General features: G+C 68.1%; 15 protein-coding genes. 10 read left to right on the top strand and 5 right to left on the bottom strand.

The window, feature by feature from the left end:
• Window positions 1-276 precede the first annotated feature (276 nt).
• The 3 genes from pheS (at window position 277) to BLW38_RS08220 (ending at window position 6,377) form a co-directional block, all read left to right on the top strand.
• Window positions 277-1,845 carry a phenylalanine--tRNA ligase subunit alpha gene (gene pheS / locus BLW38_RS08230; protein WP_092816765.1) on the top strand — a complete coding sequence of 523 codons (1,569 nt, stop codon included), beginning with the start codon at window positions 277-279 and terminating at the stop codon, window positions 1,843-1,845.
• Window positions 1,845-3,650 carry a phenylalanine--tRNA ligase beta subunit-related protein gene (locus BLW38_RS08225; RefSeq protein ID WP_092816764.1) on the top strand — a complete coding sequence of 602 codons (1,806 nt, stop codon included), beginning with the start codon at window positions 1,845-1,847 and terminating at the stop codon, window positions 3,648-3,650. The genes pheS and BLW38_RS08225 overlap by 1 nt, the downstream gene beginning before the upstream one ends.
• An 84-nt stretch (window positions 3,651-3,734) precedes the next feature.
• Window positions 3,735-6,377 (top strand): valine--tRNA ligase, encoded by a 2,643-nt coding sequence (locus tag BLW38_RS08220; RefSeq protein WP_092816763.1) that lies wholly within the window; start codon window positions 3,735-3,737, stop codon window positions 6,375-6,377.
• Between the two features lie 35 nt (window positions 6,378-6,412).
• Here BLW38_RS08220 and BLW38_RS08215 read toward each other — a convergent pair whose 3' ends face one another.
• Entirely contained in the window at window positions 6,413-7,468 is a 1,056-nt protein-coding gene (locus BLW38_RS08215; protein WP_092816762.1) for a quinone-dependent dihydroorotate dehydrogenase, read from the bottom strand.
• A 172-nt stretch (window positions 7,469-7,640) separates the two neighbouring features.
• On the opposite strand from BLW38_RS08215, the gene BLW38_RS16235 reads away from it, so the two are divergent.
• On the top strand, window positions 7,641-7,787 hold the full coding sequence (locus tag BLW38_RS16235) for a hypothetical protein (protein ID WP_177167465.1): 147 nt from the start codon (window positions 7,641-7,643) through the stop codon (window positions 7,785-7,787).
• Between the two features lie 73 nt (window positions 7,788-7,860).
• Here the strand turns inward: BLW38_RS16235 and BLW38_RS08210 are convergent, their stop codons facing one another.
• Window positions 7,861-8,262: a cupin domain-containing protein gene (locus BLW38_RS08210; RefSeq protein WP_092816761.1), complete on the bottom strand. Its 402-nt coding sequence runs from the start codon at window positions 8,260-8,262 to the stop codon at window positions 7,861-7,863.
• 102 nt (window positions 8,263-8,364) lie between these two features.
• Between BLW38_RS08210 and BLW38_RS08205 the strand changes: the two genes are divergently transcribed.
• Entirely contained in the window at window positions 8,365-9,051 is a 687-nt protein-coding gene (locus tag BLW38_RS08205) for a DUF5828 family protein (protein WP_092816760.1), read from the top strand.
• A 51-nt stretch (window positions 9,052-9,102) separates the two neighbouring features.
• Entirely contained in the window at window positions 9,103-10,386 is a 1,284-nt protein-coding gene (gene thrC, locus BLW38_RS08200; RefSeq protein WP_092816759.1) for a threonine synthase, read from the top strand.
• A 54-nt stretch (window positions 10,387-10,440) separates the two neighbouring features.
• On the opposite strand, the gene serA is transcribed toward thrC, so the two are convergent.
• A complete protein-coding gene (gene serA, locus BLW38_RS08195; RefSeq protein ID WP_092816758.1) occupies window positions 10,441-12,045 on the bottom strand; it encodes a phosphoglycerate dehydrogenase in 1,605 nt (534 codons plus the stop codon).
• Window positions 12,046-12,243: 198 nt separating this feature from the next.
• Here serA and BLW38_RS08190 point away from each other — a divergent pair, with 198 nt between their 5' ends.
• Window positions 12,244-13,557, top strand: coding sequence for a hemolysin family protein (locus BLW38_RS08190; RefSeq protein WP_092816757.1), 1,314 nt, complete (start codon window positions 12,244-12,246; stop codon window positions 13,555-13,557).
• Here the strand turns inward: BLW38_RS08190 and thpR are convergent.
• Window positions 13,521-14,153 (bottom strand): RNA 2',3'-cyclic phosphodiesterase, encoded by a 633-nt coding sequence (gene thpR / locus BLW38_RS08185; protein WP_092816756.1) that lies wholly within the window; start codon window positions 14,151-14,153, stop codon window positions 13,521-13,523. The genes BLW38_RS08190 and thpR overlap by 37 nt on opposite strands.
• 129 nt (window positions 14,154-14,282) lie before the next feature.
• Here thpR and BLW38_RS08180 point away from each other — a divergent pair, with 129 nt between their 5' ends.
• Window positions 14,283-15,251 carry a tetratricopeptide repeat protein gene (locus tag BLW38_RS08180; protein WP_092816755.1) on the top strand — a complete coding sequence of 323 codons (969 nt, stop codon included), beginning with the start codon at window positions 14,283-14,285 and terminating at the stop codon, window positions 15,249-15,251.
• Window positions 15,252-15,551, top strand: coding sequence for a DUF424 domain-containing protein (locus tag BLW38_RS08175; RefSeq protein WP_092816754.1), 300 nt, complete (start codon window positions 15,252-15,254; stop codon window positions 15,549-15,551).
• Window positions 15,552-15,582: 31 nt separating this feature from the next.
• Here BLW38_RS08175 and BLW38_RS08170 read toward each other — a convergent pair whose 3' ends face one another.
• Window positions 15,583-16,320 carry a TOBE domain-containing protein gene (locus BLW38_RS08170; protein ID WP_092816753.1) on the bottom strand — a complete coding sequence of 246 codons (738 nt, stop codon included), beginning with the start codon at window positions 16,318-16,320 and terminating at the stop codon, window positions 15,583-15,585.
• 877 nt (window positions 16,321-17,197) lie between these two features.
• Here BLW38_RS08170 and BLW38_RS08165 point away from each other — a divergent pair.
• A complete protein-coding gene (locus tag BLW38_RS08165) occupies window positions 17,198-17,617 on the top strand; it encodes a PPC domain-containing DNA-binding protein (RefSeq protein WP_092816752.1) in 420 nt (139 codons plus the stop codon).
• Window positions 17,618-17,619 lie beyond the last annotated feature (2 nt).

Here is a 17,619-nt window from a genome sequence, read left to right as displayed (position 1 = left end):
GCACTCGAACCCGCCACCGTTCGGATCGCCCGTGACCGCGCCGGCTTCGGGTTCGAGTTCGGTTTTCGCTGACTCGCGCGTGGCGGATCCGCCCTGCTGTGGGACGTCCCGCAGCGAGGCGGTGAAACCGCGCGCACCGTGTTCGCGACCCCGGTTCGTTCGGCCCCTCCGGCTGAAACGATCGCGGCGGCCGACCGAACACGGAACGCTTACGACCCTCACGCCGCCGAACGTACGCACGAGAGACGACGCCGACCCACACGATACATCCACCATATGCGACTCACGGAAGCCCAACTCGCGGTCCTCGAGGCCGCGAGCGCGACCGACGACCGACCGATCGACGATCTCGCGGCCGAGATCGACGAGAAACCCGAGACCGTCACGCGGGTCGCCTTCGAGCTCGCGGACGAGGGGTTGCTCACGGTCAGCGAGGCCGAGCAGGTCTCGGTGGCGATCACCGACGAGGGCCGCGAGTACGTCGAAACGGATCTGCCGGAGATCCGACTCCACCGGGCGGCCCTCGACGCCGGCGCCGACGACGCGCCCCAGTCGATGGGCGAGGTCATCGGCGGAGCCGACCTCGAGGGTGGCGCCGTCGACATCGCCCTCTCGAACTACGCCCGCAAGGGCTACGGGACCATCGAGTCCGGCGAGATCACCGCCGACCCCGACGTCGATCCCGCGGACGACCCCGAGGCGCTCGCGCTCGAAGCGATCGCCGCGGCGGCTCCCGACGTGACGGCGGACCCCGGCGAGACGGCGCCCGACCGGGACGCCTCCATCGAACCACCAGAATCGATCGACGCCGACGTCCTCGAGCGCCTGGAGCGCCGCGGACTCATCGAGCGAAGCGAGTCGACCGTGCGCTCGGTCACGCTCTCGGAGGACGGCGTGACCGCCCTGATGGAGGGGATCGAGACGGCCGAGACGGTCGACCGGCTCACGCCCGAGCTGCTCACGAGCGGGGAGTGGCGGGACGTGGAGTTCGCCGAGTACAACGTCGAGGCGGACGCCGAGACTGCGACCGGCGGGCGCAAACACATCCTCCGGCAGACCGCCGACCGCGTGAAGGACGTCCTCGTCGGGATGGGCTTTCGGGAGATGGATGGCCCCCACGCGGATTCGGAGTTCTGGATCAACGACTGCCTGTTCATGCCCCAGGACCACCCCGCGCGGACCCACTGGGACCAGTTCGCGCTCGATCTCCCGCCGATGGAGTCGATTCCGCCGGGGCTGCTCGACCGGGTCGAGCGCGCCCATCGGGAGGGCTGGGGCGAGGACGGCGACGGCTACCACTCGCCGTGGACCGAGGACGTCGCGCGGGCGATCGACCTGCGCGGCCACACCACCTCGCTGTCGATGCGGCACCTCTCCGGGTTCGCGCTCGGCGACCTGGAACCGCCACAACGGTTCTTCTCGGTCGAGAAGGTCTACCGCAACGACACCCTCGACCCGACCCACCTGCTCGAGTTCTTCCAGATCGAGGGCTGGGTGATGGCCGAGGACCTCTCGGTGCGGGACCTGATGGGTACCTTCGAGGAGTTCTACCGGCAGTTCGGGATCACCGACGTACAGTTCAAACCGCACTACAACCCCTACACGGAACCGTCCTTCGAGCTGTTCGGCCGTCACCCCGAGACGGACGAGCTCATCGAGATCGGCAACTCGGGACTGTTCCGCCAGGAGGTGCTCGGCCCGCTCGGCGTCGAGTGCGACGTGATGGCGTGGGGACTCGCCCTGGAGCGACTCTTAATGTTGATGTACGGCTTCGACGACATCCGCGACGTGCACGGGACGCTGTGTGATCTGGAACTGCTGCGGGAGACGGAGGTGGTGCGGTAATGCCCGTCGTCGACGTCGACCCCGACGAGCTGCGCGAGCTGACCGGCCACGAGAAGACCGACGAGGAGTTCATCGACGACCTGTTCGCGCTCGGACTGGAGTTCGAGGGCGAGACGGAGGACGGCGACCTCCAGCTCGAGTTCGCGCCGGACCGCTTGGACCGGCTCTCGGTCGAGGGGATCGCCCGATCGCTGCGCTACCACTACGGCGACGCCCGTGGCGTCCACGTTCCCGACACCAACGACGCCGACTGGACGATCGAGGTCGCGGACTCGGTCCCCGACGAGCGCCCGTACGTCACCGGCGCGGTCGTTCGCGGCGTGGATCTTGACGACGACGCGCTCGACTCGCTCATCCAGCTCCAGGAGAAGCTGCACGCGACGATGGGCCGCAAGCGCGCCAAGGGCGCGATCGGCATCCACGACCTCGCGATGCTCAAGGGCAACGCGGAGAGTGACGGCGACGGCAACGCGATCACCTACCGCGGGGTCGACCCTGAGGGTGACACGTTCGTCCCGCTCGATTCGGACGCCGAGATGACTCCAGCGGACGTGCTCGAGAACCACGACACCGGCCGCACTTACGCCGACCTCGTCGCGGAGTACGACCGCTATCCGGCCATCTACGACGACCTCGGGCTCTTCTCGTTCCCGCCGGTCATCAATGGGCGCCGGACCGAGGTGACCACGGGCAGCCGCGAGCTGCTCGTCGAGATGACGGGAACCGACCAGTGGACGATCGACCGGATGCTCGCGATCGTCTGTTACGCGCTCTCCGCCCGTGGCGCCACGATCGAGGACGTCGAGATCGCGTATCCGGACGGCGACGCTGACGGCGGAGCCGGTGCTGACGGCGCCGCCGACGTCGAGCCGATCGCCGGCGGGAGCGACTCATCGACCGCATCCCACCCGAGCGCCGGCCGGACGCTCGTCCGGCCCGACCTCGATGTGACCGAGAAGTCGGTCTCCCACGACCGCATCGAGTCGACGATCGGCGTCTCGTTCAAGCCCGACGAGGTCGTCGACCTCTTCGAGCGCTCCGGGCTCGATGCGACCTACTCGCTGGGCGAGGACGTCGTCTACGACGTCGAGGTCCCGCCGTACCGCGTCGACGTGCTCCACCCCTACGACCTCGTGGACGACGTCGGGCGCGCCTACGGGTTCAACGACCTCGAACCGCGCTATCCCGACGTCGGGACCGTCGGCGGCCGTCACGACCGGTCGCGACTCGAGGACGCGGCCCGCGACGGCCTCGTCGGGCTCGGCTTCGAGGACCTGCTCAACTTCCACATGATAAGCGGCCCGGAGAACTACGACCGGCTGCGCGTCGATCCCGGGACCGACGTCGCCGGGGGCGGCGAGCCCGTCGAGATCACCGAACCCTACAGCGAGGACTACACGCAGCTGCGCACGTGGGCGCTCCCCTCGCTGTTGATGGTCCTTGAGCGGAACACTCACCGGGCGTACCCCCAGGACCTCGCGGAGATCGGGCTGGCCGCCGAGCGCGACGAGACCGAGAACACGAACGTCGCCGAACGTCGGACGGTCGCGGCCGTCCTCGCCCGGACCGACGCGAGCTACGAGGACGCGAAGGCCCGGCTGCAGGCGGTCTGCCGTGACTTCGACGTCGACCTCGCGACGCCGCCGACCGACCATCCGACCTTCATCGACGGACGCACCGCCGCGATCGAGATCGACGGCGAGACCGTCGGCGTGATCGGCGAGGTTCACCCCGCCGTGCTCGTCGAGCACGATATGGAGCTGCCGGTGGCGGCCTTCGAGTTCCGGCTGGACGCGCTCGAGTAGGCGGAAGCCGGACGGTTCTCCCGACGGCCGTCGCTGCACCGATCGAGGCGCTTAACAGGCAACCGGCGGTATCGACACCCAAGAATGCCCAGCGGAGAGTATGACCCCGACGCCGTCGAGGCGCGCTGGCAGCGCCGATGGGTCGACGACGAGACGTTCGCCTATCCGGAGGAGACCGCCGATCCGGACACCGCGTTCGCGATCGATACCCCCCCACCGACCGTCTCGGGGAACCTCCACTGGGGCCACGTCTACGGCTCGATCCTTCAGGACGTCGTCGCCCGGTTCCACCGGATGAACGGCCGCGACGTTCTCTACCCGTTCGGCTACGACGACAACGGGATCGCCTCCGAGCGGCTGACCGAGCGCGAACTCGACGTCCGCCATCAGGACTTCGAGCGCCGCGAGTTCCAGCGCAAGTGCCGGGAGGTCTGCCGGGAGTACGAGGCCGACTTCACCGAGAAGATGCAGGCGATGGGCCTGTCGATCGACTGGAACAACACCTACCGCACCATCTCCCCCGAGGTCCAGCGCGTCTCCCAGCTCTCGTTCATCGACCTCTACGAGAAGGGTCGCGAGTACCGCGAGCAGGCACCCGCCATCTGGTGTCCAGAGTGTGAGACGGCCATCTCGCAGGTCGAGACCGAGGACGACGAGCAGGACTCCCACTTCCACGATATCGAGTTCGCCGTTGCCGACTCCGGCGAGGGATTCACCATCTCCACCACGCGGCCGGAGCTGTTGCCCGCCTGCGTCGCCGTCTTCGTCCACCCTGACGACGACGAGAACCAACACCTCGTCGGCCAGGAGGCGACGATCCCGCTGTTCGGCCACGACGTGCCGATCATCGCGGACGATCGCGTCGACATGGAGACGGGGTCCGGCATCGTGATGTGCTGTACCTTTGGCGACCAGAACGACATCGAGTGGTACCAGGCCCACGATCTGGACCTCCGCGTCGCCATCGACGAGTCGGGCCACATGACCGACGTGGCCGGCCCCTACGAGGGGATGCACTCCTCGGAGGCTCGGGAGGCGATCGTGAGCGACCTCGAGGACGAGGGCGCGCTGCTGGACCGGCGGGCGATCACCCACACCGTCAACGTCCACGAGCGCTGCGGCGTCGGCGTCGAGTTCCTCGTCACCGAGCAGTGGTACGTGAAGGTTCTCGACAAGCGCGAGGAGTACCTCCAGGCCGGCCGCGAGATGGACTGGTTCCCCGAGAAGATGTTCACCCGGTATGAACACTGGGTCGAGGGGCTCCAGTGGGACTGGCTCATCTCCCGGCAGCGCTCCTCGGGCATCCCGTTCCCGGTCTGGTACTGCGCGGACTGCGACCACGAGGTCATCGCCGAGAAGGACGCCCTCCCTGTCGATCCCCTCTCGGACGACCCGCCCGTCGACGCCTGTCCGGAGTGTGGCCACGGAGAGTTCGTTCCCGAGGACGACGTGCTCGACACCTGGGCCACCTCCTCGCTCACGCCGCTCATCAACGCCGGCTGGGACTACGACGCCGACGCCGGCGAGTTCACGATGGACCGGCCGGAGATCTACCCGATCGACGTTCGCCCACAGGGCCACGACATCATCTCCTTCTGGCTGTTCCACACGGTGATCAAGTGTTACGAACACACCGGCGAGGTGCCCTTCGAGTCGACGATGATCAACGGGATGGTCCTCGACGAGAACCGCGAGAAGATGTCGAAATCGAAGGGCAACGTCGTCGACCCCGACGCCGTGCTGGAGGAGTACCCGGTCGACGCCGCCCGCTTTTGGGCCGCCGGCTCCGCGATCGGCGACGACCTCCCCTACCAGGAGAAGGGCCTGCGCGCGGGCGAGAAGCTCATCCGCAAGCTGTGGAACGCCTCGAAGCTCGTCGAGTCGCTCGCGCCGGAGCCGTACCCGGCGGAGCCCGACGAGCTGGCCGAGCTCGACCGGTGGCTGCTCGCGGAGATCGACCGGGAGCTCGAGCGGCTCACGGAGCATCTCGAGAACCGGGAGTTCTCGAAGGCCCGCGACGGCCTCCGGACGTTCTTTTGGGGCACGTTCTGTGACGACTACCTCGAGATCGCCAAACAGCGGGAGGACGACTCGGCCCGGTACACCCTCCGGACGGCCCACCGCCGGTTCCTGAAGCTGTTCGCCCCGCTGCTTGCACACGTCACCGAGGAGATCTGGCACGCCGAGTACGTCGACGGCGCCGCCGATGGGGCGTCCGACGAGACGCCCGCGGCCGCCGAGTCGATCCACCTCGCCGACTGGCCCGAACCGCTCGGGCTGGAGGCGGACCACGACGCCGGCGAGCTCGCGATGGCGGTCGTCGGCGCGCTCCGGAAGTTCAAAAGCGACCAACAGCTCCCGCTCAACGCGCCCATCGACGTCGTCGAGGTGTACGGAGACGTCCGCGGCTTCGAGGACGACGTCACCGGCGTGATGCACGTCGGGGACTTGCGCGTCCATCCCGACGCGGAGGCGCCCGTCGAGACGGTCACGACCGGGATCGACCTCGACTATGCCACGGTCGGGCCGGCCTACGGCGGCGACGTCCCCGACATCGAGGCCGGCATCGAGGCCGGCGAGTACGAACTCGTCGACGGCGAGCTACACGTTGCCGGTCACGAGCTGTCCCCCGAGGAGTTCACGGTCGAAACCGACCGACAGTATCAGGGCGAGGGCGACCTGCTCGAGGCCGGTGACGCCGCCGTGATCGTGCGGACGGGCGACTGAGCGGTCCCCACTGCGGATCTGGGAGGAACCCACCGTCACAGATCGGCGCCGACGGCGTCCTCGATCGACTCGAACCCGTCGCGATCGAGCAACTCGAGAAGCCCCTCGTTGATGTCGCGAGCCACGCTCGGTCCCTGATACACCAACCCGGTGTATAGCTGGACGACCGACGCGCCGGCGCGGATCTTCTCGTAGGCGCCGTACGCGTCGTCGACTCCGCCCACGCCGACGATCGGCACGTCGGTTCGTTCGGCGATGAACCGGATCAGGTCGGTCGCGGTCCCCTCGATCGGCTTGCCGGAGAGGCCGCCGCGTTCGGCACGCTGCGGGCTCTGCAGCGAGTCCGGCCGGTCCGTCGTCGTGTTGGTCGCGATCACGCCGTCCAGACCGAGGTCGTCGACGACCGCAAGCGCCTCCTCGATGGCGGGTCGCGGCAGGTCCGGTGAGAGTTTCACGAGCAGCGGATCGGCGCCGGCGTCGGTAAGCGTCCCCAGGATGGACTCGAGGGCGTCCCGGTCCTGCAGCGACCGGAGTCCGGGCGTGTTCGGACTTGAAACGTTGACCACGAAGTAGTCGCCGGCGTCCGCAACGCGCTCGTAGGTGTACTCGTAGTCTCCGGGTGCCTCCGCGAGCGGCGTCGACTTCGACTTCCCGATGTTGATCCCGACCGGGACGGTCGGAAGCGGCTCGGCACCGAGTCGCCGGCCGACGCGATCGGCGCCCTGATTGTTGAACCCCATCCGGTTGATGAGTCCACGGTCCTCCCGCAACCGGAACATCCGGGGCCGCGGGTTTCCGGGCTGTGCCTCCGCAGTGACGCCGCCGACCTCGACGTGGCCGAACCCGAGCGCGGCCAGCGCGCGCGGGATCTCCGCGTTCTTGTCGAATCCCGCGGCGACGCCGACCGGGTTCGGGAACGAGCAGCCGAACGCCGAGGTTCGCAACCGGGGATCCTCGACGACGTACCGTCGCCGGAGGAGGTCCGTCACCGGGGTTCCCTGGATCGTCCGCAACAGCCGGTGGATCGACCGGTGTGCGGTCTCCGCCGGGAGCGCGAACAGCGCCGGCTTGCACGCGTCGTAGACGTTCATCGTCGAAGTGGTCGCGCCCGACGGTCAAGAATCCCGGCATCCTCCCGGCGGAATTCGGCACGCGCCGTGTGCCGCGTTCGACCGAAATCGACATCGACGCGTTCGACGGATGCCGCCGCCGCGTTCGACCGAAGCCGACACGTTGATTTATGCAGCCGGCGGATGCTGGGATATGCAAGAACTGATAACGGCAGCGACCGTCGCGGCCGGCGTCGCCGTCGTGGGGATGACGATCGTGATGCTCTGGTTCGTGTGGGACTCCCGGAACGACGAGGTACACGCGCCCGGAAACGGCGACAGCGACGGCGACGCCGCCTGATCGGGCTCGATCTGCTCCGATTCGACCTGTTCCGCTCCGACCTGACCGGTTCCGATCGTCCCCGCTCTATCGGTTACTCCGCGCCGGCGTCGTCATCCGGCTCGTTCGGGTCGTGCTGCCTGGCGTCGCCCGTCGTCTGCGGGGCCCCGATCGCCAGGATCTCGATCGATTCTGCGGCGTCCGCGGGGTTGTACGCGCGCTGTGGATCGCCCGGATCGACGACGAACAGGGATCCGGACGGTACCGTGTAGGTTTTCTCCGGCGTCTCGACGGCCAGCTCGCCCGCCAGTACGTAGAACGCTTCCTCCTGTTTCTCGTGGAAATGGTACCGGAGCGGGATCGATTCGCCCGGGTCGGCCCGATAGCGGTTCATCGCGACGTGTTCGAGTCCCGCAGGCTCGGTCAGCGCACGCTGCTCGCAGGGCCGATCGGGGGTGGGATCGATCGCGTCGGGATCGACGATACGGTAGCCCATGGCCGTCCCCTCTTGGTCGATCGACAAAAAACACGGCGACGCCCGACCACGCGGCCTGCCGGAGGGGCTTTACGGCTCCGTTACGTACGCCTCGGCTAACCGATGGAAGAGAGCATCTCCGGGTTCAAGATCCGCGGGGACTGGGGGGATATGGTTGAACACGGCGAGAAGATCACGCAGGCGCTTCGGGAGGCCGACGTCAACGACGACGCCTTCCACGAGTGGGACGAGTGGCGCCCGCGCGCCCACGAGCTGATCGACGAGGACGTTTCGGCGAAGACCGCAGAACAGGCCTCCGTGAGCAAGGGCGAGGGGGAAAAGGCGGGCAAGAGTGCGAGCGAGGACATGCAGACCGCCGGCGAGAAGCTCTCGGAGTCCTACGAGAAGGTCGAGGCCGGCGACAACGAGGGCGCGATCGACCGGTGGGGCGAGTCGATCGAACACGTCGCGCGCGCCGCCGATTCCGCCGGTCGGAAGGCCATCCGAAAGGTTGAGGACACCGTCTATCGCAACGTGATGACCCAGCTTGCGCCGTACTACTTCGACAACGAACTGATAAGCGCCAACATTCAGCGCGTCGGCCGCGGCGAGGCGGACGAGGAGTTCGTCTTCGAGGTGAACGTCAACGACGACGACCTGAAGGCGGCGGTCTCGGACATCCTCGCGGAGTACGAATCCACGGTCGATCGATGGCACGTCGCGACCGAAAAGGAGACCGCCAACCTGGAGGCGGCCGAGGGCGTCGATCTCCCCGAGACCGAGGACAAGTCGAAGTCGACGACGACCTGATGCCCCGCTCGGACCACCCACCTTTTATGTCGGCGGGGTAACCCTCGAACGATGACGCTCGACCTCGACACGCCCGCGCCGGACGCTCCCGAGTGCGCCGACGACGGAGTGTGGCTCGCCTGTATCGCGTGCGGCTCCACGTTCGCCCCCTTTGAGGACGTCCGCTACACCTGTGACGACTGTGACGGCCTGCTTGAGGCCCGCTATGCGACCCCGCCGACCTTCGAGGACTTCGGCGAGGGCGCGTCCGCGGACGGCCCCGACCGCGGCGTCTGGCGGTACCGGGAGGCGCTCCCGTTCGACATCGGCGTCACCCTGCCGGAGGGCGACACGCCGCTGCACACCGTCCCACGGCTCGAGGCCGACGTCGGCGTCGAGACGCTCCGAGTCAAACACGAGGGAATGAACCCGACGGGCTCGTTCAAGGACCGCGGAATGACCGTCGGCGTCCGCGTCGCCGAGGAGCTCGACGTCGGCGCGCTCGCGTGCGCCTCCACGGGCAACACCTCGGCCGCGCTCGCCGCCTACGGCGGCCGGGCGGACCTCGAGACGCTCGTCCTCCTCCCGGCGGGCAAGGTCGCCGCCGGCAAGATCGCCCAGGCGAGCCTCCACGACGCGCGGATCCTCGAGGTCGACGGCAACTTCGACGCCTGCCTCGACATCGTTCAGGAGCTCGCCGCCCGCGGGGAGGCCTACCTGCTCAACTCGCTGAACCCCTTCCGGCTCGAGGGCCAGAAGACGATCGGCTTCGAGATCCTCGAGGCGTTCCACGCCGATCACGACACCTACCCCGACCGGATCGTGTTGCCGGTCGGCAACGCCGGCAACACCGCGGCGCTGTACAAGGCCTTCCGCGAGCTCGTCCAGTCGGGCGCGCTCGACGTCGACGACGTCCCCAAACTCACCGGCGTCCAGGCCGAAGGCGCCGCTCCGATGGTCGAAGCGATCGAGGATGGGGCTGACGAGGTCCGCCGCTGGGAGGACGTCGAGACGCGCGCGACCGCGATCCGCATCGGCAATCCGGTCAACGCGCCGAAGGCGCTGCCCGGGATCCGGAACACCGGCGGCACCGCCGTCGCCGTCTCCGACGACGAGATCACCGACGCCCAACGCGCACTCGCTGCCGAGGGCGTCGGCGTCGAACCCGCCTCCGCCGCCAGCGTGGCCGGCCTGCGGAAACTCCGTCGCCAGGGCGTCGTCGACGATGACGAGCGCGTCGTCTGTCTGACCACGGGACACCTCCTCAAGGACCCCGACGCCGCCTACGAGGCCGGCAACGACCCCGAGCCGGTCGAAAACGACGTTGGCGCCGTGCTCGAGCTGCTCGAGAACTGACGAAAAACCCGTCTCGCGCCCGTTCGACGCCTACTCCTCGCGCCCGTTCGACGCCTACTCCTCGCGCCCGTTCGCCGCGTCGAGGGTGATCTCCGTGACCGTGATGATCCGGTCGTCAGCAAGCAGCTCCTCGACCGCCGCGTCCGGTACCTCCTGGTCGAGGTTGTAGACCGTGATCGCCTCGCCGCCGTGGACCTCGCGGGCGTTGAACATCCCGGCGATGTTCACGTCGTGGTCGCCGAGGACGGTCCCGATGAGGCCGATGACGCCCGGCTTGTCCGCGTTCCGGGCAACGAGCATGTGCCCGTAGGGGACCGCATCGACGCGGAACCCGTCGATCCGGACGATCCGGGGGTCGTCGCCGGCGAACAGCGTTCCCTCGACCGACAGCTCCTCGTCGCCGTTGTGGACGGTGACACGGACGACGCTCTGGAAGTCCTCGCTCTGTCGGCTCTTCGACTCCACGACGTCGATCCCGCGGTCCTCGGCGAGCTGTGGCGCGTTCACCGCGTTGACCTGCCACTCGAGCGGCTCGAAGACGCCCTTCAGTGCCGACGCGGTGACGAGGTCGATCTCCTCCTCGGCGATGTCACCCTCGTAGGTCACCTCGATCCGGGAGATACGCCCCTCGAGCAGCTGTGCGGCCACCTTCCCCGCGGTCTCGGCCAGGTCGATGTAGGGCTCGATGCGCGGGAACGCGCTCTCGTCGACCGAGGGCGCGTTGAGCGCGTTGATGACCGGCTCGTCGTTGAACGCCGCGATCACCGCGTCGGCGGTGTCGGTCGCGACGTTCTCCTGGGCCGCCTCCGTCGAGGCACCGAGATGCGGGGTGACGACGACGTCCTCGACGTCCAAAAGCGGCGAGTCGGTCGGCAGGGGCTCGGTCGCGAAGGAGTCGAGCGCCGCCCCAGCCAGCACGCCGTCGTCGACGGCCGTCGCGAGGGCATCCTCGTCGACGATCCCGCCGCGGGCGCAGTTGATGAGGTAGCCGCCCTCGAGCTGGGCGAGTTCCGCCTCGCCGATCATCCCCTCGGTTTCGGGCAACAGCGGCGTGTGGATCGTCGCGAAGTCGCCGGCCGCGAGCGCGTCGTGGAGGTCCTCGATGAGCTCCGCGCCCATCCGTTCGGCGCGTTCCTGGGAGATGTAGGGATCATAGACCACGAGGTCCATTCCGAGCGAGTCGAGTCGTTTGGCGACCTCCTGGCCGACGCGCCCGAGGCCGACGATCGTGAGCGTCTTGTTGTTGACCTCGGCGCCGAGGAACTCGCCTTTCGCCCACTCGCCGTCCTTCAGGCGGCCGTGCGCCTGCGGGATCGAGCGTGCGACTGCGAAGGTCATCGCCACCGTGTGTTCGGCGGCGGCGCGGACGTTCCCCTCCGGCGCGTTCGCCACGATGACGCCGTGGTCGGTCGCGGCGTCGATGTCGATGTTGTCGACGCCGATCCCGGCCCGCCCGACGATGACGAGGTCCTCGGCCGCCTCGAAGACGTCGCGTGAGACCTCGGTCCCCGACCGAACGATCAGGGCGTTGACGCCCTCGATCGCCTCGATGAGCTCCGTGCCGCCCTCGATGTCGTAGTCGGTTTCAACCGTATAGCCCGCCTCTCGGAGCCGATCGAGGCCCGCGTCCGCGATCGGATCGGTCACGAGAACGTTCATATCTGAACCGATCCGCGTCGGGTGGTTAATCCTTTTTCATCGACGGCTGTGGGCCGTGTTCCGTGGTATCACGGCATTCGGTTACGATTCTCAGGACGGGTTTTTCGATCCGTTTCACCGACTTTCGATCCGTTTCGCCGGCGATCGACCTGAGCGTTCGTGGCCGACGCTTATGCGCCTCTCACGCGAAGCATCCGTATGAACGTCTCAGCGATCGGCGCGGGACTGGTTACCATCCTGGTGTTGACCGCGATCAGCGCCTTCTTCTCGAGCAGCGAACTTGCCGTCTTCTCGATCGGTCGGCACCGGATCGATTCGCTCGTCGCGGCCGAAACGCCCGGATCGGCCGCGCTTGCCCGACTTCGAGACGATCCACACCGATTCCTCGTGACCGTCCTCGTGAGCAACAACGTCGCCAACATCGCCGCCGCTGCCGTCGCGACCGCGGTCCTCGTCCAGGTGCTGCCGCCGAGCCAGGCGGCCACCGGTGCGACCGTCTTCACCTCGGTGTTCGTCATCATCTTCGGGGAGATCGCGCCCAAGTCCTACGCCGTTACCAACGCGGAGCGACACGCGCTGCGCGTCTCCGGGATCGTCGTCCTGGTCCAGCGCGTCCTCTGGCCGGTGCTCGTCGTCTTCGAGGCGGCCGTCGGCGTCGTCAACCGCATCACCGGCGGGGAGGCCGGCTTCGAGACCTATCTCTCCCGCGAGGAGATCGAGACGATCGTCCTCTCCGGCGAGGAGACGGGCGTCCTCGAGTCCGACGAGACCGCGATCATCCGACGCGTCCTCGATCTCGATGCCACCGCCGTCACCGCCGTGATGGTGCCGCGAACCGACGTCGTCTCGCTTCCCGTCTCCGCCACGCTCGCCGAGGCGATCGACACCGGAACCCGTGAGGGGATCACGCGGCTGCCGGTGTACGGGGAGAACCGTGACGACGTCCGCGGCGTTCTCGACGTCCGCGACGCGATGACCCGGTCCGAACCGGCCGACACCCGTCTCGACGAGCTCGGGGATCTCCTCGCCGACCCGACCTTCGTCCCCGAAACGAAACCCCTCGATGAGCTCCTTTCGGAGATGCAGGCCGACGGCGTCCGGCTGGTGCTCGTCGTCGACGAACACGGCGCGGTCGTCGGGCTCGCGACGATGGAGGACGTGATCGAGGAGATCGTCGGCGAGATCGTCGGGCACGGGGAGGTTGATCCGATCCGGATCGTCGACGACGGCGTGGCGGTCGTTCGCGGGCGGGCGACGGTCACCTACCTCAACGAGACGCTCGGGACCGATCTTCCGACGACTGAGGCCTTCGAGACCGTCGCCGGCCTCGTCCATCACCACCTCGGTCGGGTGGCTGCTGAGGGCGACCGCGTCGAACTCGCGGGCGTCACGCTCGAGGTGCTCTCGGCGACGGCGACACGGATCGACCGCGTACGGGTCACCACCCACCACACGGAGAGCACCCGGGCGACCGATCACGGTGACAGCGGGAACGACTCGACGGTCTCGTAGACCGGCCCCGACTCGGTCAGCCTCGACCGCTTGAGCCGAACCGCCTCGACGGTGAACGTCCCGATGTTCGCCTCGGCGTTTCGGATAGTCTCCTGCACGAGCTCCTTCCCGCGCGCATCGTCCATCCGGGCCAGGGTCACGTGCGGCGTGAACTCGTGGTCGTCGGGTTCGTAGCCGAGGTCGGTCGTTCGAGATTCGATCGCCGCTTGAAGCCGCGTCAGTTCGGCCGCTCCATCGCCCACGCCCGCCCAGACCACGCGGATGTACTCGGTCGAGGGAAACGCGCCGAGTCCCCGGATCGACGCCGTAAATGGTTCGACGTTCGCCTTCCGAACCGCCTCTCGTCCGGCCTCGATCACCGCCTCGATCCCGTGGTCGTCGTCCTCCTCGTCGCCCGTTCCTCCGCCGTTCACCTCCCCGTTTCCGTTCCCCTCGCCGTCGGAGCCCACGGGAACGTCGCCGAGGAACTCGAGCGTGACGTGCGCCTGCTCGGGGTCGGTGAACCGCAGCCCGTCCGCCGATCGGAGCGTCCCCTGCACTTCGGCGATCCGGGCAGCCAGGTCCCTCGGCAGGTCGACTGCGAAGAACGCGCGCATTCCGTCGGTCGATCGGTACCGGACGGACAAAAATGCGCCGCCCGGTGTACACTCGTGGTCACCGCATCCAGTGGCCGTGGATCCCCCGTGACGTAACCCTTACCCGCCGCGACCTCCAAATCGCGCCATATGACCGACGAGCCGGACGATCACGACCACGAGTTCTCGGCCGGGCAGGGGCTCGAGGAGGACTACGAGGAGTTCACCCTCGACCCGCCGGAGCTGAACGCCGACCCGTCAGCCGTGGACCCGGTCGATACGCGCGTCATCACGGACGCGCTCGACCGCCGGAACATCGCGGACGACCAGGTCGACGTCGAACAGCTGCTCGACGTCGGCCTCTCGTACATGGGGATCAACCGCTTCGAGGAGGCGACGGGCACCTTCGAGCGTGCAGCGATGTACGCCTCGGAGGACTCCCTGGATGCCCAGGAGGCCTGGGTGAACAAGGGGGTCGCACACGCCGAGCTCGAGGAGTACGACGAGGCGATCGGGGCCTATGAGGAGGCGCTCCGGATCGACGACGACTCCGAACACGCCGCGACCGCGGAGACGAACCTCGCGTACGCGCTCTGGGAGTTCGGACGCCACGAGGAGGCGCTCGAACACGCCGAACGCGCCGTCGAGATCGACCCACGGTTCGCCCAGGCCTGGTACAACCGCGGGTTCTTCCTGCTCGAGCGCGGCCTCGCCGAGGACGCCGTCACCGCGTTCAACAACGCGATCCGCCTCGGCCACCGGAACGCCGACGTCCTCGAGGAGAAGGCCCGCGCGCTCGAGGAAACCGGCGAGCACGATGAGGCCGAGGAGGTCGCCGAGGAGGCCGAACAGCTCCGACAGGAACGCGAACGCGAGCTCGTCGAGGAGCACGGCGGTGGCGGGCCGGTAACCGATCGCGAGTCGGGAGGGGCCGCCGGCGGCGCCCGAGGGACCGACCCCGGACGCGGCGGCGGTCGCGGCTCAGGCCTTGACGGAAACGCCGGCGGCGGCCTCGGCGGCGGACTCGACGACGTCCTCGGCGGAAACGCTGGAGACGGTGTCGACGGCGACTCCGGGGACGGGTCCGACGGCTTCGACTCGGAGCGCGGAGGCCGGTAGATGCTCCTGCGCGAGCGGGACACACAAAAGGGCGTCCTCGTCTCCGTCTGTGACCCCGACTGTCTGGGCAAGACCTTCGAGAACGAGGCGGCCACGCTCGCGGTCACCGAGGAGTTCTACGGCGGCCCCGACGCGGTCGAGGCGACCCGCGAGGAGGTCGTCGCCGGCCTCCAGCGCGCACAGATCGCGAACATCGTCGGCGAGACGGCCGTCGGCGTCGCCCTCGAGGCCGGCCTCGTCGACGAGGACGCCGTCCTCGAGTTCGACGGGACGCGCCACGCGCAGCTACTCTGGGTCTAGCGACCACCGTCGCCGTCCCTTCCGCTGCGTTTCATCGCTCCCTCGACGATTCCACCGGAACCATCCGCGTCGCGGTCGCCTTCCAGGTCACGACCACGTTCCGGCCCGCGGCCAGCGACAGCCGCGACGCGCTCTCGGCGGTCACGAGCGCGATGACTGCCGTCCCGTCGATGTCGACCGTCACGGTTCGAACCGTCTCCCCCCGGTCGACGCCGGTCACCGTTCCCTGCACCCGGTTTCTGGCGCTCGTCGAATCCGGGCCCGACGCCTCGCCGGCCGCCGACAACGTGGCCGCGTCCGCACCGATCCGGAGCTGCACCGCGTCTCCGTCCCCAATCGCCTCCCGGCCCCGCAGCGCCCGCACCTCGCCGACCGACGTCTCCGCCGTCGCCAGTTCCCCGTCGACGTCGGTCACCGTCCCCTCGAGGACCGTTTCGGGGACCCGCGCCGCCGCGGTCAGCGCGGCCTGGAGCCGGTCATACCGGGTCAACAGCGTCTCGGCCGCCGCGGTCAGCCGACTCCCGCCGCCGCCGCTGCCGCCCCGCGTCCGTTCCACGAGGGTTCCGAAGGCCTCCTCGAGCGTCTCGATCCGCGTGAGTGCGCGCGCCCGAGACCGCTCGAGCTCGGCGCTTGCGGTCGCGACCGACCCGGTCCGGTCGATCGCCCGCAGGAGGGCGGCGTCGCGCTCGCCGAACTCGACCCCGTCGGCGGTCAGGATCGCCTCACCATAGTCGGTTCCCTCCCCCGATCGTTCCGTGTCCTCGCTCACACCTCCCGGTCCGTCCGGCAGCGTCTTGAAACCGATCGTCGCGCCCGGTGATGCGAACCGTGTGAGTCCGTTTGGCCGTCCGATCGGGTTGACCCAGGGGAGTACACGCCTGTCCGCAACTGGTTAGGGATCGGCGGTCGCCGTTCCCGTTCCCCTATCGCAGGAACTGTACGTGGTGACGGATGTCTCCGCGGCGATCCCGAGGCGTTCCATCCGACTTGTGAGTTCACTTCGGCTCGTCTCCGGTGTGTAGATCTCCCACCTATGGCCTCTGGCGGAGGATCTCCCGATCGAGTTCGTTTCAACGCCCGATGCGACATTCAATATCGCATTATGAAATTTATAGAGTCACGGTCCTGATATCGCTTCGATCGCTCGGTAACCCGCTTGAACCCGGCCGAAATACGACTTCGAATCGTTTGCGGACGGACGGATTCGTCTCTCGGTGTCGTGGGTCCGATCGACTCTCGTAGATCGATCTTCGTGGCGGAGATGAACGCAACCGGGACGGACTACGCGGAATCCAGGGTTCTCTTGGTCCGCCTCTCGTGATTCGGCTCTCACATGTCGCGATACGGATCGTCGTGTACGTCGAGCCATAGTGCGAACGCATATTCGCCTCTTCAGGCGCCGGTCACCCGGACAATTCGAGCAGTAGGGCCAGTCGTCGCACCGCTGGAGGGGGTATAAACTATATAGTGCGATATATAATATGGTTCGGGGAAATTAAGACCGTCGGCCTCGATGCATACGCCTCAAACCCCTCTGCTCAGTACTTTGGCCATAGACACTCAAGTCGATCGCCTCATCCTCTACCGTAACGCGACGGAACCGCGACGGCGAAGGTTTTTCCTCGTCACCCGCCTCATCGACGCGTATGCACTACCGAGCGGTCGAGTCGACGGGGGAGTACCTCGCACGGCTGGAGACGGGCGCCGACTGGCGGGCGGAGATCGAGGACCTGGCCCGTGAGGTCGACGCCGAGGCGGGCTGGTTCAACGCGATGGGCGCGGTCCAGGACGCGGAGATCTGGTTCTACGACCAGGACGACACCGAGTACCGGTCGGTCACCTTCGACGAGCCGCTCGAGGTCGCCGCCTGTGTGGGCAACGTCGCGCGGCTCGACGACGACGTCTTCGCACACACGCACGCGGTATTCTCCCGGGAGAGCGGGCAGGCGCTCGCGGGGCACCTCGATTCGGCCACCGTCTTCGCCGGCGAGGTGTATCTTCGCACCTTCGCGGAGCCGTTGGTTCGCGAACACGACGCCGCCACCGACCTCGATCTGTGGCTGTGAGG

This window comes from Halopenitus malekzadehii, from assembly GCF_900108505.1.
Lineage (GTDB): Archaea > Halobacteriota > Halobacteria > Halobacteriales > Haloferacaceae > Halopenitus > Halopenitus malekzadehii.
Note: the sequence above shows the minus strand (reverse complement) of the source record. Positions and strands in the feature narration are given on the sequence as shown.